Annotated in this window: 20 protein-coding genes and 1 riboswitch; of the genes, 18 read left to right on the top strand and 2 right to left on the bottom strand. The window is 67.2% G+C overall.

The window, feature by feature from the left end:
• The first annotated feature begins 23 nt into the window (after nt 1-23).
• The 10 genes from METFAM1_RS0112775 (at nt 24) to ruvA (ending at nt 9,055) form a co-directional block, all read left to right on the top strand.
• Nucleotides 24-782, top strand: a complete 759-nt coding sequence (locus METFAM1_RS0112775; protein WP_019915696.1) for a glycosyltransferase family 2 protein — start codon at nt 24-26, stop codon at nt 780-782.
• Complete coding sequence (locus METFAM1_RS0112770; RefSeq protein WP_019915695.1) at nt 782-1,732, top strand: NAD-dependent epimerase/dehydratase family protein; 951 nt, start codon at nt 782-784, stop codon at nt 1,730-1,732. Before METFAM1_RS0112775 ends, METFAM1_RS0112770 begins: the two co-directional genes overlap by 1 nt.
• Nucleotides 1,729-2,715, top strand: coding sequence for an MraY family glycosyltransferase (locus tag METFAM1_RS0112765; RefSeq protein ID WP_024300683.1), 987 nt, complete (start codon nt 1,729-1,731; stop codon nt 2,713-2,715). The genes METFAM1_RS0112770 and METFAM1_RS0112765 overlap by 4 nt, the downstream gene beginning before the upstream one ends.
• The gene (locus METFAM1_RS0112760; protein ID WP_024300682.1) at nt 2,712-4,598 is read left to right on the top strand and encodes a polysaccharide biosynthesis protein; all 1,887 of its coding nucleotides are present in this window, start codon (nt 2,712-2,714) and stop codon (nt 4,596-4,598) included. Before METFAM1_RS0112765 ends, METFAM1_RS0112760 begins: the two co-directional genes overlap by 4 nt.
• Complete coding sequence (locus METFAM1_RS0112755) at nt 4,595-5,410, top strand: symmetrical bis(5'-nucleosyl)-tetraphosphatase (protein WP_019915690.1); 816 nt, start codon at nt 4,595-4,597, stop codon at nt 5,408-5,410. The genes METFAM1_RS0112760 and METFAM1_RS0112755 overlap by 4 nt, the downstream gene beginning before the upstream one ends.
• Nucleotides 5,411-5,480: 70 nt before the next feature.
• Nucleotides 5,481-5,888 (top strand): PTS sugar transporter subunit IIA, encoded by a 408-nt coding sequence (locus METFAM1_RS0112750; protein ID WP_019915689.1) that lies wholly within the window; start codon nt 5,481-5,483, stop codon nt 5,886-5,888.
• On the top strand, nt 5,875-6,144 hold the full coding sequence (locus METFAM1_RS0112745) for an HPr family phosphocarrier protein (protein ID WP_019915688.1): 270 nt from the start codon (nt 5,875-5,877) through the stop codon (nt 6,142-6,144). Before METFAM1_RS0112750 ends, METFAM1_RS0112745 begins: the two co-directional genes overlap by 14 nt.
• Complete coding sequence (gene ptsP, locus METFAM1_RS0112740; protein ID WP_019915687.1) at nt 6,145-7,893, top strand: phosphoenolpyruvate--protein phosphotransferase; 1,749 nt, start codon at nt 6,145-6,147, stop codon at nt 7,891-7,893.
• 5 nt (nt 7,894-7,898) lie between these two features.
• Nucleotides 7,899-8,435 (top strand): crossover junction endodeoxyribonuclease RuvC, encoded by a 537-nt coding sequence (gene ruvC / locus METFAM1_RS0112735; RefSeq protein WP_029644358.1) that lies wholly within the window; start codon nt 7,899-7,901, stop codon nt 8,433-8,435.
• Between the two features lie 44 nt (nt 8,436-8,479).
• Nucleotides 8,480-9,055 carry a Holliday junction branch migration protein RuvA gene (gene ruvA, locus METFAM1_RS0112730; RefSeq protein ID WP_019915684.1) on the top strand — a complete coding sequence of 192 codons (576 nt, stop codon included), beginning with the start codon at nt 8,480-8,482 and terminating at the stop codon, nt 9,053-9,055.
• A 159-nt stretch (nt 9,056-9,214) separates the two neighbouring features.
• On the opposite strand, the gene METFAM1_RS0112725 is transcribed toward ruvA, so the two are convergent.
• Both METFAM1_RS0112725 and METFAM1_RS0112720 read right to left on the bottom strand, forming a co-directional pair.
• A complete protein-coding gene (locus METFAM1_RS0112725; RefSeq protein ID WP_019915683.1) occupies nt 9,215-10,351 on the bottom strand; it encodes an EAL and HDOD domain-containing protein in 1,137 nt (378 codons plus the stop codon).
• Nucleotides 10,352-10,359: 8 nt separating this feature from the next.
• A complete protein-coding gene (locus tag METFAM1_RS0112720; protein WP_019915682.1) occupies nt 10,360-11,373 on the bottom strand; it encodes a CDP-6-deoxy-delta-3,4-glucoseen reductase in 1,014 nt (337 codons plus the stop codon).
• 22 nt (nt 11,374-11,395) lie between these two features.
• Here METFAM1_RS0112720 and METFAM1_RS0112715 point away from each other — a divergent pair, with 22 nt between their 5' ends.
• The 8 genes from METFAM1_RS0112715 (at nt 11,396) to METFAM1_RS0112680 (ending at nt 20,870) form a co-directional block, all read left to right on the top strand.
• A complete protein-coding gene (locus tag METFAM1_RS0112715) occupies nt 11,396-12,334 on the top strand; it encodes an SDR family oxidoreductase (RefSeq protein WP_408630418.1) in 939 nt (312 codons plus the stop codon).
• Between the two features lie 11 nt (nt 12,335-12,345).
• On the top strand, nt 12,346-12,774 hold the full coding sequence (locus tag METFAM1_RS0112710) for a CopD family protein (protein ID WP_019915679.1): 429 nt from the start codon (nt 12,346-12,348) through the stop codon (nt 12,772-12,774).
• Nucleotides 12,775-12,777: 3 nt separating this feature from the next.
• Nucleotides 12,778-14,040, top strand: coding sequence for a THUMP domain-containing class I SAM-dependent RNA methyltransferase (locus tag METFAM1_RS0112705; protein WP_019915678.1), 1,263 nt, complete (start codon nt 12,778-12,780; stop codon nt 14,038-14,040).
• Between the two features lie 40 nt (nt 14,041-14,080).
• Nucleotides 14,081-14,452: a hypothetical protein gene (locus METFAM1_RS0112700; RefSeq protein ID WP_019915677.1), complete on the top strand. Its 372-nt coding sequence runs from the start codon at nt 14,081-14,083 to the stop codon at nt 14,450-14,452.
• Between the two features lie 171 nt (nt 14,453-14,623).
• The gene (locus tag METFAM1_RS0112695) at nt 14,624-15,013 is read left to right on the top strand and encodes a c-type cytochrome (protein ID WP_019915676.1); all 390 of its coding nucleotides are present in this window, start codon (nt 14,624-14,626) and stop codon (nt 15,011-15,013) included.
• A 30-nt stretch (nt 15,014-15,043) separates the two neighbouring features.
• Nucleotides 15,044-15,122: riboswitch (SAM riboswitch) on the top strand.
• Between the two features lie 84 nt (nt 15,123-15,206).
• Nucleotides 15,207-18,890, top strand: coding sequence for a methionine synthase (metH, locus tag METFAM1_RS0112690; protein ID WP_019915675.1), 3,684 nt, complete (start codon nt 15,207-15,209; stop codon nt 18,888-18,890).
• A gap of 124 nt (nt 18,891-19,014) precedes the next feature.
• Nucleotides 19,015-20,289 carry a mechanosensitive ion channel family protein gene (locus tag METFAM1_RS0112685; protein WP_019915674.1) on the top strand — a complete coding sequence of 425 codons (1,275 nt, stop codon included), beginning with the start codon at nt 19,015-19,017 and terminating at the stop codon, nt 20,287-20,289.
• 71 nt (nt 20,290-20,360) lie between these two features.
• The gene (locus METFAM1_RS0112680; protein ID WP_019915673.1) at nt 20,361-20,870 is read left to right on the top strand and encodes a GNAT family N-acetyltransferase; all 510 of its coding nucleotides are present in this window, start codon (nt 20,361-20,363) and stop codon (nt 20,868-20,870) included.
• Nucleotides 20,871-21,010 lie beyond the last annotated feature (140 nt).

The following is a 21,010-nucleotide window of genomic DNA, read 5'->3' as shown; positions in this document are numbered from 1 at the left end:
GGTTTCGCATTCCGGATGCCCGTATGAAGATTTCCATCATCACCGTCTGCTACAACTCGGTCGCCACGTTGGGCGATACCCTCGCGTCGGTGGCCGCTCAGGACCACCCGGATGTCGAGCACATCGTGGTCGATGGCGGCTCGACCGACGGCACCCAGGCCCTGGTTGAGCAGGCGGGGCAGCATGTAAAGGTGTTCGTGTCGGAGCCGGACAAGGGTATCTACGACGCGATGAACAAGGGCATACGGCGGGCGACCGGCGACGTCGTCGGCTTCATCAACGCAGACGATTTCTATCCGTCGCACGACGTACTGTCGGCGGTAGCAAAGGTGTTCGAGGACCCCGGTGTAGAGGTGTGCTACGGCGATCTGTGCTATGTCCGTCAGGACGACACGTCACGCATCGTGCGCTACTGGCAGTCGAGCGATTTCCAGCCCGGGCTCTTTCTGCGCGGCTGGTGTCCGCCGCACCCGACTTTCTTTGCGCGTCGCGAGGTCTATCTGCGGCATGGTCTGTTCGACCTGCGCTACCGCATCGCAGCTGACGTGGAAATCATGTCGCGCTTCCTCGAAGTGGTCCGCCTGCGTGCTCGCTACCTGCCCAAGCTGCTGGTCAAGATGCGTATGGGCGGCACCACCAACCGCAGCCTGCGCAACATCTGGCAACAGAACCGGGAGATCGCCGACGCGCTGAAGTCGCACGGTCTGCCCTTCTCGCTGCCGCGCTTCGCGCTTTCCAAGGTGCTGTCGCGCGGTCGCCAATTCGTGGCGCGTCCGGACTGATGGCGGGCCTTTCGGGCGGCCCGGTTGTGGTGACCGGAGCCAGCGGTTTCGTCGGTGGCGCCGTGGTCGGTCGCCTGCGCGCGGACGGCATTGCGGTGCGCGCGGTCGTGCGCACCCCGGGCAAGGGCGGGCCGGACACGGTGTGCGGTCCGACGCTGGGGCCGGAGGCCGATTGGATGCCGGTACTCGCCGACGCTGCGGCCGTCGTGCATGCGGCTGCACATGTCCACGTCGAGTCAGCAGGCAGCGACGCTGCCCAGGCGGATTTCCACCGGATCAATGTCGACGGCACCCGGCGCCTCGCCGAACAGGCCGCAGCAGCCGGCGTGCGCCGTTTCCTGTTCGTCAGCTCGATCGGCGTGAATGGACGGCGCGCCGATCGTCCGTTCACTGAGGACGACAGGCCGGCGCCGGAGGGGCCGTATGCAAACTCGAAGCTCGAGGCTGAGCGGACGCTGCGCGAGGTCTGCGGGGGCACCGGCATGGAGTGGGTCGTGATCCGACCGCCGCTGGTCTATGGCCCGCACGCGCCCGGCAACTTCGCGCGTTTGGTGCGCTGGACGGCGCGTGGCGTGCCGCTGCCGCTGGGTGCGGTGCATAACCGGCGCACGTTGGTGGCCATCGACAATCTGGTCGATCTCATCGTGACCTGCCTGCGCAGCGATGCGGCCGCCGGCCAACTCTTTCTGGCCGGCGATGGCGAAAGCCTGTCCACGCCTGAACTGCTGCACACGGTCGCGCACGCTCGCGGTCGGCACGCCCGGCTGCTGCCAGTGCCGGTCGCACTGTTGCGGGTCGCAGCGGCCCTGATCGGCCGTTCTGCCGACGCCGAGCGCCTGTGCGGCAGTCTAGAGGTCGATATCAGCAAGGCGCGACGGCTGCTCGGTTGGGAGCCGCCAGTGAGCGCATGCGATGCGCTGCGCCGCGCCGTCGCGGAGTGCGCTTCATGACTGTCGCGCTGTCTTCATGGCTGGCTGCTCTCGTGTCGGCGGCCGGGGCGGCAGGCCTGCTCTGGCTGCTGCTGCGCACCGGCTGGGCCTGGCGTCTGGCCACCGACGAACCCAATCACCGCTCGCTGCACACGCGCGCGACGCCGCGGGTGGGCGGCTGGGGCATCGTGGCCGGAAGCGTGCTCGCGCTGGCGGTCAGCTGTGTGGCGCCGCCGTGGGTGCTGCCCGCTGCCGTGCTTGTGCTGGTGTCTTTTGCCGACGACCGCCACGGCCTGCCCACCGGCCTGCGCTTCGGAATCCATTTCATGGCCGCGGCGGCGCTGGTGGTGCTGGCCGGTCTGTCCTGGCCGTTGGCGCTGACGGTGGCGGTGCTCACGGTGTGGATGACCAATCTGTACAACTTCATGGACGGTTCTGACGGGCTTGCCGGCGGCATGGCGCTGTCCGGCTTCGGTGCCTGCGCGCTGGCGGCCGCTGTCGCGGGAGAGGCCGAACTTGCCGTGCCAGCCGCGGCGCTGGCCGGCGGTGCCGCGGGCTTTCTGGTGTTCAACCTGCATCCGGCGCGGGTGTTCATGGGCGACGCCGGCTCCATCCCGCTCGGCTTCCTGGCCGCCGCGCTCGGGCTGGAAGGCGTGCTGCGCGGCGTGTGGCCGGCCTGGTTCGTGCCGGTGGTTTTCGCGCCCTTCATCGTGGACGCCAGCGTGACGCTGGCGCGTCGAATGCTGCGGGGCGAACGCTTCTGGGAGGCCCATCGCGAACATTTCTACCAACGGCTGGTACGCTCCGGATTTGGGCATGCGCGCACGGCGTGGTTCGCCTACGCGCTGATGGCGGCATGTGCCTCCTGCGCCCTGCTGGCCCGTGCGCTGGACAGCGCGTGGACGCCCGCTCTGCTGGCGCTGCCGTCGGCGGCGCTGCTGGCTGCCGGCTGCTGGATAGACCGCCGCTGGCGCGCTTGGAACGTCGCTCAGGAAACTCGATGAATCGCAATATCCGTTCGCTGATGGTGTATGCATTCGACCTGCTGGCGATGGTGATCGCCTGGGTCGGCGGCTACCTGCTGCGCTTCAACTTCGTTTGGCCGCACCAGTACACCGATCTCATCGTCAGTGGCGGCATCATCCTGCTGCCGCTGCACGCCATCATCTGCCGATGGGCCGGCCTCTATCTGGGCATGTGGGTATTCGCCAGCCTGCCGGATCTGCGCCGCGTCCTGAAGGCGGTAGGTGTGTCGACGTTGATGCTTGGGTTGATGATGCTGCTCTACAGGCCGGGACCGCTGCTGATTCCGCGCTCGCTCTTGGTGCTCTACCCGCTGCTGCTGCTCATCGTGATGGGCGGTGGGCGTGTGGCATACCGGATGTGGAAGGAGCATCGGCTGTATGGCGGGCTAATCGCGCAAGGCAAGCCCGTGGTCATCGTGGGTGCGGGACGCGGGGGGGCGATCCTGGTCAAGGAGCTCGAGCGCAGTCCTGATTGGCGCGTGGTTGGCCTGGTCGATGATGACCCACTGAAGTGGGGGCGCGAACTCGCAGGACATACTGTGCATGGTCCAGTGTCCGGCCTCCCTGATGTGCTTCAAGCCGAGAAGGCGAGGCATGTGATTCTTGCCATGCCGTCAGCTGCCCGTACCAGCATTCGGGCAGCTACCGACCTTGCAGCGTCTGCCGGCGCTGAGGTGTTTACCGTGCCTGGGATTGAGGACGTGATGTCCGGCAAGGTGTCGATCGAGGCGCTACGCAAGGTTGAGATCGAGGACTTGCTGGGTCGCGAGGCCATACAGCTGGATAACGAGGGTTTGCAGCACCTGATTGCCAGGCGCACGGTGTTCGTTAGTGGCGCCGGTGGCTCCATTGGCAGCGAGTTGTGCGTACAGATTGCACGCCTTCGACCTGCTTCGCTGGTGCTGTTCGAGGCCTCTGAATTCGCGCTTTACCGGATCGAGGAGAAGTTGCGGGCGCTGCATCCGCAGCTTGCGCTCGTGTGCCTCATCGGTGATGTGAAGGATGACGAAAGGATTCGCACTGTACTGAAGAGGTCAGCTCCGCAGGTGGTGTTCCATGCGGCCGCCTACAAGCACGTTCCGCTGATGGAGAGCGAAAATGCTGCGGAGGCGTTACGCAACAACACGATGGGCACATTGGTGATCGCGCGTGCGGCGGTTGCCGCAGGGGTCGAGCGCTTCGTCATGGTGTCCACCGATAAAGCTGTGAATCCGACCAACGTGATGGGCGCGAGCAAACGACTTGCGGAGATGGTCTGCCAAGCCATGCAAGGTGCGGGTGAAACCCACTTCGTCTGCGTGCGTTTCGGAAATGTGCTCGGTTCCTCCGGCAGCGTGATTCCGCGCTTCCAGGAACAGATCGCCCGTGGCGGTCCGGTCACGGTCACTCACCCGGACATCATCCGTTACTTCATGTCCATCCCCGAGGCGGCACAGCTGGTGCTGCAGGCGGCGCTGATGGGCGAGGGCGGGGAGATTTTCGTGCTCGACATGGGCGAGCCGGTGCGCATTGCCGACCTGGCGCGCGACATGATCCGTCTGTCCGGCGCGTCGGAATCCGAGGTGAAGATCGAGTTCACAGGGCTGCGCCCGGGCGAAAAGTTGTACGAGGAGCTGTTGGCCAGCGACGAGACGACGCGGCCGACCCATCACCCGAAGGTGCGTATCGCGCGTGCGCGGGCGATCGATGACGCGCTGTGGCTGGGCCGGCTCGAGCGCTGGCTGACCGGCCCCTTGCCGGCCGAGCCGGCCGCCGTCCGAGCCGAACTGGCGCAGTGGGTACCGGAATACATTCCGCAAGGTGACGGCCCGGCACCGTCGCCGGCTCCGTCCGCCGAAGTTCGCAGCGGTACCGGCGCATGAGCACCTGGGCGATTGGCGATCTGCAGGGCTGTTTCGACCCGCTCGAAACGCTGCTCGAGCGCTGCGGCTTCGATCGCGGTCGTGATCGGCTGTGGTTTGTCGGCGATCTGGTCAATCGTGGTCCGAAGTCGCTGGAAACCCTGCGTTTCGTGCGCGACCTCGGCGACGCCGCGGTGACCGTGCTGGGCAATCACGACCTGTCGCTGCTGATGATCGCTGCCGGTCACGGCAAGCAGCACCGGCTGGACACCTTCCACCACGTACTCGACGCGCCGGACCGCGACGAGTTGCTGGCCTGGCTGCGCGAGCGGCCGATGATGCATGTCGAGGGCGGATTCGCGATGGTGCATGCGGGCCTGCTGCCGCAGTGGGACGTGGTGCAGGCGATGCTGCTGGCGCGCGAGGTCGAGGACGCGCTGCGCGGGCCGCAGCACGACGAGTTCATGCACCGCATGTGGGGCAGCGAGCCGGCCGCCTGGAGCGACACGCTGACCGGCTGGGACCGCCTGCGCGTCATCGTCAATGCGCTCACGCGGATGCGCTTCTGCACGCCGGCCGGTCACATGGAGTTCTTCAGCAAGGGTTCGCCGGACGAGCCGCCGCCCGGACACCGGCCATGGTTCGACATCAAGGCCGCGCGCTGGCGCACGCACACCGTCGTCTGCGGCCACTGGTCCGCGCTGGGTTACCGCCGGGCGCCCAATCTGGTCGCGCTGGACTCGGGTTGCCTGTGGGGGGGCGAGCTTACCGCGGTGCGGCTTGAGGACCATGCCGTGGTGCAGGTGCCCTGCGAGCGCTGCGCCCGCTTCTGATTCGCGCTGTCCGGCAACCGGTCCCCACCGGTTGCAGCGCTTAGAATGCAGCCAAGGGAGAATTCAAACGATGATCGGCCTGTTTCTGATTACGCACAGCAGCTACGGCGAGTCGCTGATCCAGTGCGCCTGCCACGTGCTCAATACGCGGCCGGCGCAGATCGCGCAGCTCGGCGTGTCAGGGCAGGACGATCCGCTGGACCTGCTGCCGCTGGCGCGGCGGATGATGTCGGTGGTCGACAGCGGTGAAGGCGTGCTGCTGCTGACCGACATCTTCGGCGCCACGCCATCCAATCTGGCGCTCAAGCTGTGCGTGCCGGACAAGGTCGAGGCGGTGTCCGGCGTCAATCTGCCCATGCTGCTGCGCACGCTGACCTATCGCGAGCGCGAGACGTTGCACGGGCTGGTCAACAAGGCGGTCAGCGGTGGCCGCGACGGAGTGATGGCGATGAAGGTGGGGCGCGATGCCAAGACGTGAGATCGAGATCACCAACAAGCTGGGCCTGCACGCGCGCGCCTCGGCCAAGCTGACGCAGATCGCCAGCCGCCACGGCTGCGAGGTGTGGCTGGAGCGCAACGGTCGCCGCATCAATGCGAAAAGCATCATGGGCGTCATGATGCTGGCGGCTGCCAAGGGCTCGGTCATCGTCATCGAGACCGAAGGCGCCGACGCCGACGCTGCCATGGCTGCACTGGTCGCGCTGATCGAGGACAAGTTCGGCGAGGGCGAGTAAGTGACCTTCACGCTGCACGGTCTCGCCGTTTCCGGCGGCATCGCGATCGGCCACGCCTATCTGGTGTCGCACGCGACGCTCGAGGTGGCCCACTACTCGCTGCCGCCGCGCAAGGTCGATGACGAGGTGGTCCGGCTGGGCCGCGCCTTCGACGCGGTGCGCGCCGAACTGGCCGAGCTGCGCAGCGGTCTGATGAACGACGGTACCGAGGCGCGCGGCGAACTGCTCGCTTTCGTCGACCTGCACAGCATGATCCTCGACGATCCGCTGCTGCTCGACGAGGCCGGCGAGTACATCCGCAGCCGGCGCTGCAACGCCGAGTGGGCGATCAAGCGACAGATGGACCGCCTGGTCGAACAGTTCGAGCAGATCGACGACGCCTACCTGCGCAGCCGCAGCGCCGACGTGGTGCAGGTGGTCGAGCGCGTGATCAAGGCGCTGGCCGGCAAGCGCAACCGGGTGAGCACCCGCCGGCGCGACACTGACAGCATCGTCGTTGCGCACGACCTGTCGCCGGCCGACACCATACAATTCAAGGCACAGCGCATCGCCGCCTTCGTCACTGACCTCGGCGGCGCCACCTCGCACACCGCCATCGTCGCCCGCAGCCTGGCGATTCCGGCGCTGGTCGGCATGCACCAGGCGCGCCGGCTGATCCAGGACGACGACATGCTCATCGTCGACGGCGTGCGTGGCGTGCTCATCATCAATCCGGACGAGCGCATCCTCGACGAGTACCGGCTGCGCGCGCGCGAGATCGAGATCGAGCGCTCGAAGCTGAAGCGCCTGACCGGCGCCGTCGCCACTACGCTCGATGGCGAGGCGGTGCAGCTGTTCGCCAACATCGAACTGCCGCAGGACGTCGAGCAGGTGCGCGAAGTAGAGGCCGACGGCATCGGCCTGTTCCGCACCGAGTTCATGTTCCTGAACCGCGACGACCTGCCGGACGAGGACGAACAGTTCGAGGCCTACCGTAGCGTGGTGCAGGCGATGAAGGGCAAGCCGGTCACCATGCGCACGCTGGACATCGGCGCCGACAAGGCGCTGCGCGGCGCCGAGCGGAGCGAAGCCAACCCGGCGCTCGGCCTGCGCGCGATCCGCTACTGCCTGGCCGAGCCGCGCATGTTCGTCACCCAGCTGCGCGCCATCCTGCGCGCCGCGCACTACGGCAAGGTGCGCATCATGCTGCCCATGGTGGCCTTCCAGCACGAGATCGAATCGGCGTTGGCGATAATCGCGCTGGCCAAGCAGCAGTTGCGCGAGGCGAACCGCAAGTTCGACGACCGCGTCGAAGTCGGTGCCATGGTCGAAATCCCGGCGGCGGCGATGGCGCTCGGCACGCTGATGAACCACTTCAGCTTCCTGTCCATCGGCACCAACGATCTGATCCAGTACACGCTGGCGATCGACCGCGCCGACGAGGCGGTGGCGCATCTTTACGATCCACTGCATCCGGCCGTGCTGCGACTGGTGCAGCAGGTGATCGCGCAGGCGAAGCGGGCCGGCATGCCGGTCGCGGTGTGCGGCGAAATGGCGGGCGAACCGCAGTTCGCACGCCTGCTGCTGGGCATGGGCCTGCGCCAGTTCTCGATGCATCCGTCGCAGTTGCTCGAAGTGAAGCGCGAAGTACTGCGCTGCGATTGCGGCGACATCGCGCCGCGCGTGATCAAACTGCTGCGTTCTGACGACCCGATCCGCATCCGCGAGCAACTCGAGCGCATCAACGTCGGCAGCGGCATCGTGCAGTGAGCGGCATGCGCATCCTGGGCATCGATCCCGGCCTGCGCATCACCGGCTTCGGCGTGCTCGAAGCCGAGGGGGCGAAGCTGCGTTACGTCGCCAGCGGCCGCATCACCTCGAACGAACGCGAGCCCTTGCCGTCGCGCATCGCCACGCTGTTCGCCGGCATCCGCGAGGTGGTCGACACCTGGCAGCCAACGCACGCGGCGGTGGAAATCGTCTTCGTAAACGTCAATCCGCAATCGACGCTGCTGCTCGGCCAGGCGCGCGGCGCAGCGCTGTCGGCGCTGACCGCCACCGGCCTGCCGGTGGCCGAATACACCGCGCTGCAGGTGAAGCAGGCGGTGGTCGGCCACGGCAAGGCGAACAAGGAACAGGTGCAGTACATGGTGGCTCGCCTGCTGGCGCTCGCGGCAGCGCCCGGCACCGACGCCGCCGACGCGCTGGCCTGCGCCATCTGCCACGCGCACGCCGCACGCGGTATGGGCGCCATCGGCGGCCCCGGCGCGCGCCGTCGCGGCGGGCGTATCATCGCGCGTCGCCCGGCCTGAGCGCGTCCGCCGCACCACAGGCCTTTCAGTCTCCCGGAGTTTTCATGATCGGTCGCCTCACCGGCTCGCTGCTGGAAAAGAATCCGCCGCGCATCCTGCTCGATGTGCAGGGCGTGGGCTATGAAGTCGATGTGCCGATGAGCACCTTCTACAACCTGCCCGCCATCGGCGAGCGGGTGACGCTGCACACGCATTTCGTCGTGCGCGAGGACGGACATTTTCTGTTCGGTTTCGGGGCACCGGCCGAGCTGGCGGCTTTCCGCCAACTGGTGAAGATCAGCGGCATCGGCCCGCGCATGGCGCTGGCCGTGCTGTCCGGCATGTCGGTCGACGAACTTGCGCGCGTGGTGGCGATGCAGGAGGCGGGGCGGCTGACGAAGATTCCGGGCATCGGCAAGAAGACGGCCGAGCGGCTGCTGCTGGAGCTGCGCGACAAGCTGATGCCCACCGTATCGCTGGCCGCCGCGGTCGCGCCCGATGCCGGCGCCGACATCCTGAACGCGCTGATGGCGCTCGGCTACAGCGATCGCGAGGCGCAGGCGGCGCTGAAGACGCTGCCGGAAGGGGTGAGTGTGTCCGATGGCATCCGCCAGGCGCTGAAGGCGCTGTCGAAGGCCTGATACGACAGGGATTCACCCGTGGCAGTGGCGGGGCGCCCGCTTCGATCAGGGCTGCTATCGCGAGCAAGCTCGCTCCCACCGGGAAAAGACCGGCTCCGACGGCAGGTCGGCGAGTTATTGCCGGAACGCTGTCGGCCGAGCGGCCTTTGAAGCCGGAACTCAGAACTCCAGCGTGTCGGCGAACTTCAGCGCCGACAGCTGGGCGCGGTTGACGGCGTCGGCGCTGAGGCCGAGCGCGTGCGTCAGTTCCGACAGCGCGTCGGCCGAAGCGTCTTCGCAGGCGCGGGCCAGTTTCAGGAAGGGCGTATAGGCGCCGTCCTGGCCGAGCAGGGCGTCGCTGATGCGGTCCGGCAGCGACATTTCTTCCAGCACCTTGTCCATCGGCGCGCCGAGCAGGCGGTCGAGCAGCGAGAAGGCGCCGGTGATGAACAGGTTGTCGTGTTCCTCGCGCGGGAAGAACTCGGCGCCGAGCACCTCCATCAGCCGGCCGCGGGCGATCGCCGCCTGCATCAGCGCTGGCGCCGACGGGTCCTTGCCGGCGGTCACCAGCAGCAGCGACAGCCACTTGTTCAGCTTTTCGTAGCCGAGGATGACCACGGCGTGGCGGAAGGACTGCACCTGGCACATCAGGCCGAAACCGGCCGAATTGATGTAGCGCAGCAGCTTGAAGGACAGCGCCACGTCCTGCTTCATCGCGTCCTCGATCTGCTTCGGGTCGGCGTTGCGACGGACCAGATTCAGCACGCGCACGATCTGTGCGTGCGCCGGGGCGAGCTTCTTCGCCGTGGTCTGCCCAGCCTTGAAGAACCAGCCGGCGGCGCCGCCGTAACCAGCCTTGATCGCGGCATCGAAAGCGGCCGGTTCGTCGATGCCGGTGGCGATCAGGATGCCCGGCACGCGGATGGTGACCGGCTGCACGCGGGCGTCGGCCATCACGAAGCGGAAGGCGAGGCCGGCTGGAATTTCTGTCCCGGCCTTGTAATCGGACAGCACCAGCGGCAGGCCGGACTGTGCCAGCTGCGACACCGCGGCCGCGGTGACCGGGTCGGACAGCGAGGGCGCTGCGACTTCCAGCATGGCCCCTTCGGGCGCGATCCAGTCGGCCAGCGTGGCGTCGGGCCGGCAACCGGCGAGCCCGACGAAGACCGGGCGCGCCAGCGGCCAGTCATCGCCGATCGATTCGAGTGCGGCCACCGCGGCCGCGCAGTCCGGTGCGTGCACGCGCAGCCGCGTGGCGGTGATCGCCCGCTGCTTGTTGACCACCGGTTCCCGGGTGAAGAAAACGTCCTGATCCATTGCGTCGATTACGTTGAATAGGTGAAGGAGTCAGCGTGAAAGTGTTCTATCGGCAACCCGCACTGGCGGGTGAAGTCCTCCTTCGCCGCATCGATCATCGCCGGGCCGCCGCAGGCATAGACCTGGTGGCCTGACAGGTCGGGCAGATCGGCCATGACGACCTGGTGGACGAAGCCGGTGCGGCCATCCCATTCGTCGCCGGCGGCTGGCTCCGACAGTACCGGCACGTAGCGGAAGCCGGGCAGGGCACCGACCCAGCTCTGCGCCAGTTCGTGCATGTACAGGTCCTGTTTCGTGCGCGCGCCCCAGTACAGCGTGATCGGCTGCGTGTAGCCGATCTTGATCGCGTGCTCGATCACCGCCTTGATCGGAGCAAAGCCGGTGCCGCCGGCCACCATGACCACCGGCCGCTCGACGTCCTCGCGCAGGAAGAAGCTGCCGTGCGGGCCTTCGAAACGCAGGATGTCGCGCTCTTTCATCGCGCCGAACACGTGGCCGGTGAAATGGCCGCCCGGCACTTCGCGGATGTGCAGCGTGATGAATTCGTCGTCGTGCGGCGCGTTGGCGATCGAGAAGCTGCGGCGCTTGCCCTCCTTCAGCAGGAAGTCGATGTACTGGCCGGCCAGGAACTGCAGCCTTTCGTTGGCCGGCAGCTTGAGCTTGAGCAGCATCACGTCGGGCGCGAGCTTCTGCATCTCCTGCACGCGGGTGGGCAGGGTGCGGACCGCGATGTCCTTCAGGCCGCCCACTTCGCGGCATTCCAGCACCAGATCGGAACAGGCCTTGGCGACGCAGAACAGTGCGTAGCCCTGGGTCTTCTCCTGTTCGGTCAGCTTGGCGGCCTGGTACTGGCCGTAGTCGACGGTGCCGGACAGGATCTTGCCCTTGCATGAACCGCAGGCGCCGTTGCGGCAACCATAGGGCAGGTTGAAGCCGGCGGCGAGCGCGGCGTCGAGCAGGCGGGTTTCGGAATCGGTGGCGAACTGGTGCTGGCTGGGCTGGAGCGTGACCTGATAGGACATGGCTGCGTGAGACAATCCGGTAATGAAGATGACGAGCAGACCGCGACGCGCCACCCCTGCAAACTGGTGCGGCGCCCGGTCAAGACTGCTGATTGTAGGCTGTGGCGACGTTGCGCGTCGCGCCCTGCCCTGGCTCGCCCGCCGGATACGCGTGCTGGCGCTGGTGCGCAGCGACGCCGCGGCGACCGGTTTGCGCCCGCTGGGCGTGCGCTGCGTGCGCGCCGACCTTGATGACCGGCGCAGCCTGCGGCGCGTCGCGGCACTCGCCGGCTGGGTGTGGCATTTCGCGCCGCCGCCGAATGCCGGCGCGGCGACCGACCCGCGCAGTCGCGCGCTGGTCGATGCGCTGGCGCGTGCCGGCCGCGTGCGCCGGCTCTGCTACATCAGCACCAGCGGCGTGTACGGCGACTGCGGCGGCGCCCTCGTGCCGGAAAGCCGGCCGTTGCGGCCGGCCAGTGCGCGCGGCAAGCGACGGGTCGATGCCGAGCGCGCCGTGCGCACGCTGGCGCGGCGCGGCGTCGCCGTGTCCATCCTGCGCGCGCCCGGCATCTACGGCCCGGACCGCCTGCCGCTGGAACGCCTGCAGCGCGGCGACCCGGTGCTGCGCGCCGACGAGGACGTGCACACCAATCACATCGATGCCGACGACCTGGCCCGTCTGGCCTGGGCCGCGCTGCATCGCGCGCGCGGCGGCCGCACCTTCAACGCCAGCGACGACACCCGACTGAAGATGGCCGACTATTTCGACCGAGTGGCCGACGCCTTCGCGCAGCCGCGCCCGCCGCGCGTCACGCGTGCCGAGGCGGCGCAGAAGCTGTCGCCGATGACGCTTTCCTTCATGGCTGAGTCGCGCGTGCTCGACAACTGCCGCATGAAGCGCGAACTGCGCCTGCGCCTTGCGCGGCCCGACGTCGATGCCGTGCTCGCCGCCGCACTGAATCCTCCTTCCACGACCTCCTGACCCTGTCGACCATGCAAAGCAGTTACCTCTGGGCCAAGGCCCTGCACATCGTTTTCGTCACCAGCTGGTTTGCCGGCCTGTTCTATCTGCCGCGCCTCTTCGTCAATCTGGCCATGCTCGGGCCGGAGGAGGGCGCCGTGCGCGACCGCCTGCTGCTGATGTCGCGCAAGCTGCTGCGCTTCATGGGCCCGCTGGCCGGGCTGGCGGTCGGCTTTGGCCTCTGGCTGTGGCTGGGCGAAGGCATTTCCGGCGGCTGGATGCACGCCAAGCTCACGCTGGTGGTGCTGCTGGTCGGCTACCACCACTACTGCGCCCGCCTGCTGCGCGACTTCGAAGCCGGGCGCAATACGCGCAGCCACGTCTGGTACCGCTGGTTCAACGAAGCGCCGGTGCTGGTGCTGTTCCTGGTCGTCATCCTCGTCGTGCTGAAGCCTTTCTGAACCATGAACACTCCGAATTCTCCGAAGCCCGGCGTGCGCGCCGTCCGTCGCGTCGTGCGCGAAGAGCCTGAGCTGCAGTCGGGCCAGCATTTTTTCTCGCCCTGTCCGCGCGGTCTCGAACCGGTGCTGGCCGACGAACTGGCTGCGCTCGGCGCGGCAGACGTCAAGGTGGTGCCCGGCGGCGTCGGCTTCACCGGTGACTGGAAGCTGGCCTACACCGTCAATCTGGAAAGCCGCATCGCCACCCGTGTGCTGTGGCGCGTCGGCCAGGGGCCGTACCGCAAGGAAGACGACATCTTCAAGCTGGCCTACGGCCTGCCCTGGGAGCGCTGGTTCAGCCCGAAACGCACGCTGCGCGTCTACACGACCGCGGTGCGCTCGCCGCTGAAGAGCGTCGATTTCGTGACGCTGCGGGTGAAGGACGCGATCTGCGACCGCATGCGCGAACAGACCCGGCAGCGGCCCAGCATCGACACCGCCAATCCGGACGTGCGCGCCCACGTCTTCCTGACCGACCGCGAAGCCACGCTCTACCTCGATACCTCGGGCGAGCCGCTGTACAAGCGCGGCTTCAAGGTGGCCGCGGTCGAGGCGCCGATCAAGGAAAACCTCGCCGCCGGCATCATCATGCTGTCCGGCTGGGACCGGGTGGAGCCCTTCTTCGACCCGATGTGCGGCAGCGGCACCTTCCTGATCGAAGCGGCGCAGATGGCGCTCGACATCGCGCCAGGCCTCGGTCGCAGCTTCGCTTTCGAAAAGCTGACGCCGTTCAGCGCCGCGGTATGGACGACCATCCGTGACGCCGCCGCCGCGCGCGCCCAGCCACCGCGCGAGCTGCCCATCTTCGGCTCCGACATTTCCGGCCGCGAACTGGCGCGCACCAAGGAAAACCTGCAGGCGGCCAAGCTGCCCTGGGTGGTGAAGGTCGAGGGCGCCGACCTGCTGGACCGCGAACCGCCGGCCGACCACGGCGTCATGGTGACCAACCCGCCCTACGGCGTGCGGCTGGAAGACAAACCGGCGCTCGACGCTTTCTATCCGAAGCTGGGCGACCTGCTGAAGCAGCGCTACGCCGGCTGGCGCTGCCATTTCATCACCGCCGACCCGGACTTCCCCAAGCTGATCAAACTGAAGGCGAGCCGGCGCACGCCGCTGTTCAATGGCGCGCTCGAATGCCGGCTGTTCGAGTACCGCATGGTCGAGGGCAGCCTGCGCACGCGCCGCGCCGGCACCGACGACGAACCGGGCAGCGCCGGGCCGGTCTGACCGGCAAGCGGCGCGCTTGCGCCGATCCGGAGGAGAAGCCATGAAACGCATGCTGTGCGCGCTGTTCTGCGCGCTCACGCTGCCAGCCGGCGCGAATGCCGGACAGGCGCCGGCCAACACGCAGGACTGGATCGTCGCCGGCCGGCTCGGCCTGATGCAGTTCATCGTCGTGCCCGAAGCGTCGGCGCGCGATCGCGCCTACTACAACCGCGTGATCGAACAGAGTTGCGACAAGGAAGAAACCTGCTTCCTGCGCTTCTTCACCAACAGCAGCGGTGCCGTCCCGGCTGTGCCGCTGCCGGATGCCATCCTGGCTGAGCCGACGGCGATGTTCCAGCGCTCGATCAAGCAGGCGCGCGAACAGTTCCAGTGGAGCTGCCGGCTCGGCCTGGCCGAGGCGAACTGCTTCTGAACGGGTCGTTCTTTCGCGTGCGAAGCGATAGTTTTTGCATCGCAGCACGCCCTTGATGCACGTCAATCCCATACGACGAGTGGGGGATTAGCGTGGCGACATGAGATGCCGCAACGGTTTCACGAGGACCGTCACGGCACCGGACGCTTACATCCATCAGGGAGAAAGACCATGAACACCTTCCGTTACGCACTTGCAGCAGGCGCCATGTCGCTCGCGCTCGGCAGTTCCGCCGCCTTCGCCGATGCGAGCACCGACGCCGCCATGCTCAAGCTCGCCGGCAGCAGCGGCTGTACCGTCTGTCACAGCGTCGAACCAGCCAAGAATGCCGACGGCCGCACGCCGGTCGGCCCCCCGTGGCGCGACGTGGCTGCGCGCTACTACGGTGTCAAGGACGCGCAGAAGCAGCTGGTGCAGATCGTGATGAAGGGCTCCAACCCCTACGACAGCCACTGGAAGGGCAAGGCGGCAGGTCTGGCGATGCCGCCCAATGCGGTGGCGATCAACGAAGCCGACGCCAACAGGCTGGTTGGCTGGATCCTGTCGATGGACGTCCGCTGAAACTTGACTTGAACCCCGCACCCCCTTAAGGTGCGGGTCCGCGCCGATTTGAGCCTCCAGCTTGCGGGCGCGTTATAAATGCCGCTAAAGCGAGCTGCCCACGACCCGTCAGCGCGCTTTCCGCGTTCGGCGGGTTTTTCGCTTTTGTGTCCGCCATTCGATGATCACGGGTCGCCGCTCCACGGAGAGACCGATGATTCGTCCAGACTGCACCGAACAGCTCAAGGCCCTGATGGCCCGCCGCATCCTGATTCTGGATGGCGCGATGGGCACCATGGTGCAGAAGCACCGGCTGGTCGAGGCTGACTACCGCGGCACGCGCTTCGCCGATCACCCGAAGGACCTCAAGGGCAACAACGACCTGCTGCTGCTGACGCGGCCGGACGTGATCCGTGGCATCCACGCGGCCTACCTCGAGGCCGGCGCGGACATCATCGAAACCAATACCTTCAACGCGACGGTGATTTCGCAGGCCGAGTACGGCCTGGAAGCCATCGTGCACGAGCTGAACGTCGAAGGTGCGCGCATCGCGCGCGAGGCCTGCGACGAGTACACCGCGAAGAACCCGGACAAGCCGCGCTTCGTCGCCGGCGTGCTCGGCCCGACTTCGCGCACCTGTTCGCTGTCGCCGGACGTGAACGATCCGGGCTTCCGCAACGTGAGCTTCGACCAGCTGGTCGATGACTACGTCGCCGCCGCGCGCGGCCTGACCGAAGGCGGCGCCGACCTGCTGCTGATCGAGACGGTGTTCGACACGCTGAACGCGAAGGCGGCGGTGTTCGCGGTCGAGAAGTTCTTCGACGAGGTCGGCCGCCGCTGGCCGGTCATGATTTCCGGCACCATCACCGACGCCTCCGGCCGCACCTTGTCCGGCCAGACCGCCGAGGCGTTCTGGAATTCGCTGCGCCACGCCAATCCGATCTCCTTCGGCTTCAACTGCGCGCTCGGTCCGAAGGACATGCGCCAGCACGTCGAGGAACTGGCGCATCTGGCCGATACCCACGTGTCCGCCCACCCGAACGCCGGCCTGCCGAACGCCTTCGGCGAGTACGACGAAACGCCGGCCGACATGGTGAATCACCTGCGCGAATGGGCGCAGTCCGGCTTCCTGAACATCGTCGGCGGCTGTTGCGGCACCACGCCCGACCACATCCGCGCCTTCGCCGAGGCGATGGAAGGCATGCCGCCGCGTGCAGTGCCGGAGATCGAGCGCAAGCTGCGCCTGTCCGGGCTGGAAGCGTTCAATGTCGGCGCCGACTCGCTGTTCGTGAACGTTGGCGAGCGCACCAACGTGACCGGCTCGCGCGCCTTCGCGAAAATGATTCTGGAATCGCGCTTCGACGACGCGCTGGCGGTGGCCCGCCAGCAGGTCGAGAACGGCGCCCAGGTCATCGACATCAATATGGACGAGGCAATGCTGGATTCGGTCGCCGCGATGGAGCGCTTCCTCAAGCTCATCGCCTCCGAGCCGGACATTTCGCGCGTGCCCATCATGCTCGACTCGTCGAAGTGGAGCGTGATCGAAGCCGGCCTGAAGTGCATCCAGGGCAAGGGCGTCATCAACTCGATCTCGATGAAGGAAGGCGAGGCCGAATTCCTGCGCCAGGCGAAGCTCGCACGCCGCTACGGCGCGGCGGTCATCGTGATGGCTTTCGACGAGAAGGGCCAGGCCGACACCTATCAGCGCAAGACGGAAATCTGCCAGCGCGCCTACACGCTGCTGACCGAACAGGTGGGCTTCCCGCCGGAAGACATCATCTTCGATCCGAACATCTTCGCGATCGCCACCGGCATCGCCGAGCACGACAACTACGCGGTCGATTACATCGAAGCGGTGGGCTGGATACACAAGAATCTGCCGTACGCGAAGACTTCGGGCGGCGTGTCCAACGTGAGCTTCTCCTTCCGCGGCAACGACCCGGTGCGCGAGGCCATCCACACCGTGTTCCTGTACCACGCGATCCGCAACGGCCTGTCGATGGGCATCGTGAACGCCGGCCAGCTCGGCGTGTACGAAGACATCCCGCAGCCGCTGCGCGACAAGGTCGAGGACGTGGTGCTGAACCGCCACCCCGGTGCCGGCGACGCGCTGGTCGAGTTCGCGATCACGGTGAAGGGACAGGCCAAGGAATCGACGCAGGATCTGGCCTGGCGCGAATGGCCGGTCGAGAAACGACTCGAGCACGCGCTGGTCAAGGGCATCACCGAATTCGTCGTCGAGGACACCGAAGAGGTGCGCGCGCGGCTGGAAGCCGAGGGCAAGCCGCCGCTGGCGGTGATCGAAGGTCCGCTGATGGCCGGCATGAACCACGTCGGCGACCTGTTCGGCGCCGGCAAGATGTTTCTGCCGCAGGTGGTGAAGTCGGCGCGCGTGATGAAGCAGGCGGTGGCCCATCTGCAGCCCTATATCGAGGCGTCGAAGAAGGTCGGCGAAACCAAGGGCCGCGTCGTCATGGCCACGGTGAAGGGTGACGTGCACGACATCGGCAAGAACATCGTCGGCGTGGTGCTCGGCTGCAACGGCTATGACGTGATCGATCTCGGCGTCATGGTGTCGTGCGACCGCATCCTGCAGACCGCGCGCGAACAGAAGGCCGACATCATCGGTCTGTCAGGCCTGATCACGCCCTCGCTGGAAGAAATGAGCCACGTCGCGTCGGAAATGACGCGCGAGGGCTTCGACATTCCGCTGCTGATCGGCGGCGCCACCACCTCGCGTGCGCACACCGCGATCAAGATCGCGCCGCATTACGCGTCGCCGGTGGTGTACGTTCCGGACGCCTCGCGCGCGGTCGGCGTGGCGACCAGCCTGCTGTCGAAGGATCAGCGCGCGGCCTATGCCGAAGAAGTGGCGGCCGACTACGCAAAGATCCGCGAACAGCACGCCGCCAAGAAGGGGCAGAAGCTGGTGTCGCTGAACGACGCGCGCGACAACGCCTACTGCTGCGGCTGGGGCAGCGAAGTCATTCCCGAGAAGCCGGCGCACATCGGCCGTCAGGTGATCGAGGACCAGGACCTCGCGGCGCTGGTCGATTACATCGACTGGGGCCCCTTCTTCCAGACCTGGGAACTGTCGGGCCCCTACCCGGCCATTCTCGACGACGAAATCGTCGGCGAGGAGGCGCGCAAGCTGCTCGCCGACGCGCAGGCCATGCTGCAGCAGGTGATCGATGGCAAGTGGCTCACTGCGCGCGCCGTGTATGGCATCTGGCCGGCCAACAGCCGCGGCGACGACATCGAGTTCTATGCCGACGAAACGCGCCTGAACACCGCGATGACCTGGCACAACCTGCGCCAGCAGCACGAGCGCCCGGCCGGCAAGCCGCACTACTGCCTGTCCGATTTCGTTGCGCCCCGTGCCAGTGGCGTGGCCGACTGGGCGGGTGCTTTCGTGGTGACTGCCGGCATCGGCATCGAGACGAAGCTGGCCGAGTTCGAGAAGACGCACGACGACTACAGCAGCATCATGCTGAAGGCGCTGGCAGACCGTCTGGCCGAAGCTTTCGCCGAGTACCTGCACGCCAGGGTGCGGCGCGAGGACTGGGGCTATGCGCGCGACGAACAGCTCGACAACGCCGCACTGATCGCCGAGAAGTACCGCGGCATCCGTCCGGCGCCCGGTTATCCGGCCTGCCCGGACCACACCGAGAAGGGCGAGCTGTTCCGTCTGCTCGACGCGGAAGCCGCGATCGGCGTGTCGCTGACCGAGAGCTACGCCATGCTGCCGACGGCGGCGGTGAGCGGCTTCTACCTCGCCCACCCGGACGCGCAGTACTTCGCGATCACCAAGGTCGGTGCCGATCAGGTGGCCGATCTGGCCGCGCGCAAGGGTATGCCCGAGCCCATCATGAAGCGCTGGCTGGCGCCGGTGATCTGACGCGGGCGGGGCCAGCCCCCGCCTTGCGGAACCCCTGCCGTGGGCGGCTGTCGGTCCAGCATGCCGACAGAGCCGGCGCGTCTTCGCGGCGCCGCCGCCATCGGCCATTCACAGGGAGACAACAATGACGAGCTACCTCGAGCTCATGGAGGCCTTCGACCATTACCCGCCGGAGCTGCGCGCGCTGATCGGCATCGCGCTGATCGCGCTGCTGGCCTGGGTGGCCAACTGGGTGGTCAAGAAGGTACTGCTGCGCCTCCTGTCGCGCGCGCTGCGCATGCTGCCGGTGGCCGAGGGGCAGACGGCTTTCGATGACACGGTCGTGCGCCGCCTGTCCAATGTCGTGCCGGCGCTGATCGTGCACAACGGCATCGCGCTGCTGCCCGACATGCCGCCGACCGCGGTCACCGTGGTGCAGAACGTCGCCGGCGCCTTCATGGTGCTCACCGTCGCGCTCGCGATCGGTGCGCTGCTCAGCTGGCTGAACGCGCTGTACGAGCGGCGGCCCGGTGCCCACCTGAAGCCGATCAAGGGCTATATCCAGGTGGTGAAAATATTGCTGTACGCGGTCGCCGCCATCCTGATGGTGGCAGCGCTGATCGACCGCTCGCCGCTCATCCTGCTGTCCGGTCTCGGCGCGATGGCGGCCGTGCTGATGCTGGTGTTCCAGGACACGCTGCTGTCGCTGGTGGCCAGTGTGCAGATCTCGTCGAACGACATCGTGCGCGTCGGCGACTGGGTCGAAATGCCGCAGCTCAACGCCGACGGCGACGTGATCGACATCGCGCTGCACACGGTGAAGGTGCAGAACTGGGACAAGACCATCACCACGATCCCGACCAAGCGCTTCATTACCGACCCGTTCAAGAACTGGCGCGGCATGCAGGAGGCCGGCGGCCGCCGCATCAAGCGCAGTCTGCTGCTCGACCAGCAGAGCGTGCGCTTCCTGTCGGATGACGAGCGACGCGGCCTGGCGCGCTTTGCGCTGCTCGAGGACTACCTGGGCGAGAAGCAGCGCGAGATCGACGACTGGAACCGTCAGCTCGAAGCGCGTGGCAAGGCGCCGGTCAACCACCGGCGCGTCACCAACATCGGCTGTTTCCGCGCCTACGTCGAGCGCATGCTGTGCGCACATCCCGGCATACACCGCGACATGACCTTGCTGGTGCGTCAGCTCGCGCCGACGCCGGACGGCCTGCCGCTGGAGATCTACTGTTTCACCCGCACCACCGCCTGGGCGGAGTACGAGGGCATACAGTCCGACATCTTCGACCACCTGCTGGCCATCCTGCCGGAGTTCGACCTGCGCGTGAGCCAGCACCCGATCGGCGTCGACCTGCGCGAGATGGGACGTGGTCTCGCGGCCGGTCAGCGTGCCGAACTGCGCGCGGCGTCGTGACACGGCGCGCAGGTGTCACCATGCCCCAAGGTGCCGACGCGCATTTCACTTTCTGAGGCTTTGCAGCACTGATGCATCCGATCATCCGCACCATGCGCGCCGGCGATGTCGACGCCGTACTCGCGCTGCAGGCAATCGCCTATGCCGATGCGGCCTTCGCGCCCGAGCGCGCCGCGGTCTATCTGAACCGCATGAGCCTGGCGCCGGATCTTTGCCTGGTGGCGCAGTCAGCGGCCGGCGATCTGCTCGGCTATCTGGTGTCGCATCCGTGGCACGACGGCAAGCCACCGGCGCTGGACACCGAACTTGCCGCGCTGCCGGTGCCGGCGACGCGCTGGTATCTGCACGACTGTGCAGTGGCTAGGTCGGCCCGCGGCAGCGGCGTGGCGGCCGCGCTGTACGAGGCGGCGCACGATGCGGCGGTATGCCGCGGACTTCGCTGCGCCGCCCTGGTCGCGGTCGGCGATGCCGCCGGCTACTGGGTGCAGCGCGGCTATCGACCGGCGCTTGGGACTGTGCCTGTGCAGGCGCTGGCCAGCTATGGCGAAGATGCCTGCTACATGACCCGCGTGCTTGGCTGAGGCGCAGCACAGACAAGCTTCTCGGGTTTCTGTGGCAGGGGCCTTCCGGCCCCGACAGTGACCAGTGCCGGAGCCTGCGGTCCGCCGAGGCCGCATCGCGACCGGAGGTCGCTCCCACAGGGGGAGCGCCAGACTCGGGA

Origin of the sequence: Methyloversatilis discipulorum (assembly GCF_000527135.1) — a bacterium.
Lineage (GTDB): Bacteria > Pseudomonadota > Gammaproteobacteria > Burkholderiales > Rhodocyclaceae > Methyloversatilis > Methyloversatilis discipulorum.
Note: the sequence above shows the minus strand (reverse complement) of the source record. Positions and strands in the feature narration are given on the sequence as shown.

What these genes read in the sequence shown, in the direction of transcription:
- METFAM1_RS0112775 (WP_019915696.1), top strand. Translation starts at nt 24, where the DNA reads ATGAAGATTTCCATCATCACCGTCTGCTACAACTCGGTCGCCACGTTG.
- METFAM1_RS0112770 (WP_019915695.1), top strand. Translation starts at nt 782, where the DNA reads ATGGCGGGCCTTTCGGGCGGCCCGGTTGTGGTGACCGGAGCCAGCGGT.
- METFAM1_RS0112765 (WP_024300683.1), top strand. Translation starts at nt 1,729, where the DNA reads ATGACTGTCGCGCTGTCTTCATGGCTGGCTGCTCTCGTGTCGGCGGCC.
- METFAM1_RS0112760 (WP_024300682.1), top strand. Translation starts at nt 2,712, where the DNA reads ATGAATCGCAATATCCGTTCGCTGATGGTGTATGCATTCGACCTGCTG.
- METFAM1_RS0112755 (WP_019915690.1), top strand. Translation starts at nt 4,595, where the DNA reads ATGAGCACCTGGGCGATTGGCGATCTGCAGGGCTGTTTCGACCCGCTC.
- METFAM1_RS0112750 (WP_019915689.1), top strand. Translation starts at nt 5,481, where the DNA reads ATGATCGGCCTGTTTCTGATTACGCACAGCAGCTACGGCGAGTCGCTG.
- METFAM1_RS0112745 (WP_019915688.1), top strand. Translation starts at nt 5,875, where the DNA reads ATGCCAAGACGTGAGATCGAGATCACCAACAAGCTGGGCCTGCACGCG.
- ruvC (WP_029644358.1), top strand. Translation starts at nt 7,899, where the DNA reads ATGCGCATCCTGGGCATCGATCCCGGCCTGCGCATCACCGGCTTCGGC.
- ruvA (WP_019915684.1), top strand. Translation starts at nt 8,480, where the DNA reads ATGATCGGTCGCCTCACCGGCTCGCTGCTGGAAAAGAATCCGCCGCGC.
- METFAM1_RS0112725 (WP_019915683.1), bottom strand. Translation starts at nt 10,351, where the DNA reads ATGGATCAGGACGTTTTCTTCACCCGGGAACCGGTGGTCAACAAGCAG.
- METFAM1_RS0112720 (WP_019915682.1), bottom strand. Translation starts at nt 11,373, where the DNA reads ATGTCCTATCAGGTCACGCTCCAGCCCAGCCAGCACCAGTTCGCCACC.
- METFAM1_RS0112715 (WP_408630418.1), top strand. Translation starts at nt 11,396, where the DNA reads ATGAAGATGACGAGCAGACCGCGACGCGCCACCCCTGCAAACTGGTGC.
- METFAM1_RS0112710 (WP_019915679.1), top strand. Translation starts at nt 12,346, where the DNA reads ATGCAAAGCAGTTACCTCTGGGCCAAGGCCCTGCACATCGTTTTCGTC.
- METFAM1_RS0112705 (WP_019915678.1), top strand. Translation starts at nt 12,778, where the DNA reads ATGAACACTCCGAATTCTCCGAAGCCCGGCGTGCGCGCCGTCCGTCGC.
- METFAM1_RS0112700 (WP_019915677.1), top strand. Translation starts at nt 14,081, where the DNA reads ATGAAACGCATGCTGTGCGCGCTGTTCTGCGCGCTCACGCTGCCAGCC.
- METFAM1_RS0112695 (WP_019915676.1), top strand. Translation starts at nt 14,624, where the DNA reads ATGAACACCTTCCGTTACGCACTTGCAGCAGGCGCCATGTCGCTCGCG.
- metH (WP_019915675.1), top strand. Translation starts at nt 15,207, where the DNA reads ATGATTCGTCCAGACTGCACCGAACAGCTCAAGGCCCTGATGGCCCGC.
- METFAM1_RS0112685 (WP_019915674.1), top strand. Translation starts at nt 19,015, where the DNA reads ATGACGAGCTACCTCGAGCTCATGGAGGCCTTCGACCATTACCCGCCG.
- METFAM1_RS0112680 (WP_019915673.1), top strand. Translation starts at nt 20,361, where the DNA reads ATGCATCCGATCATCCGCACCATGCGCGCCGGCGATGTCGACGCCGTA.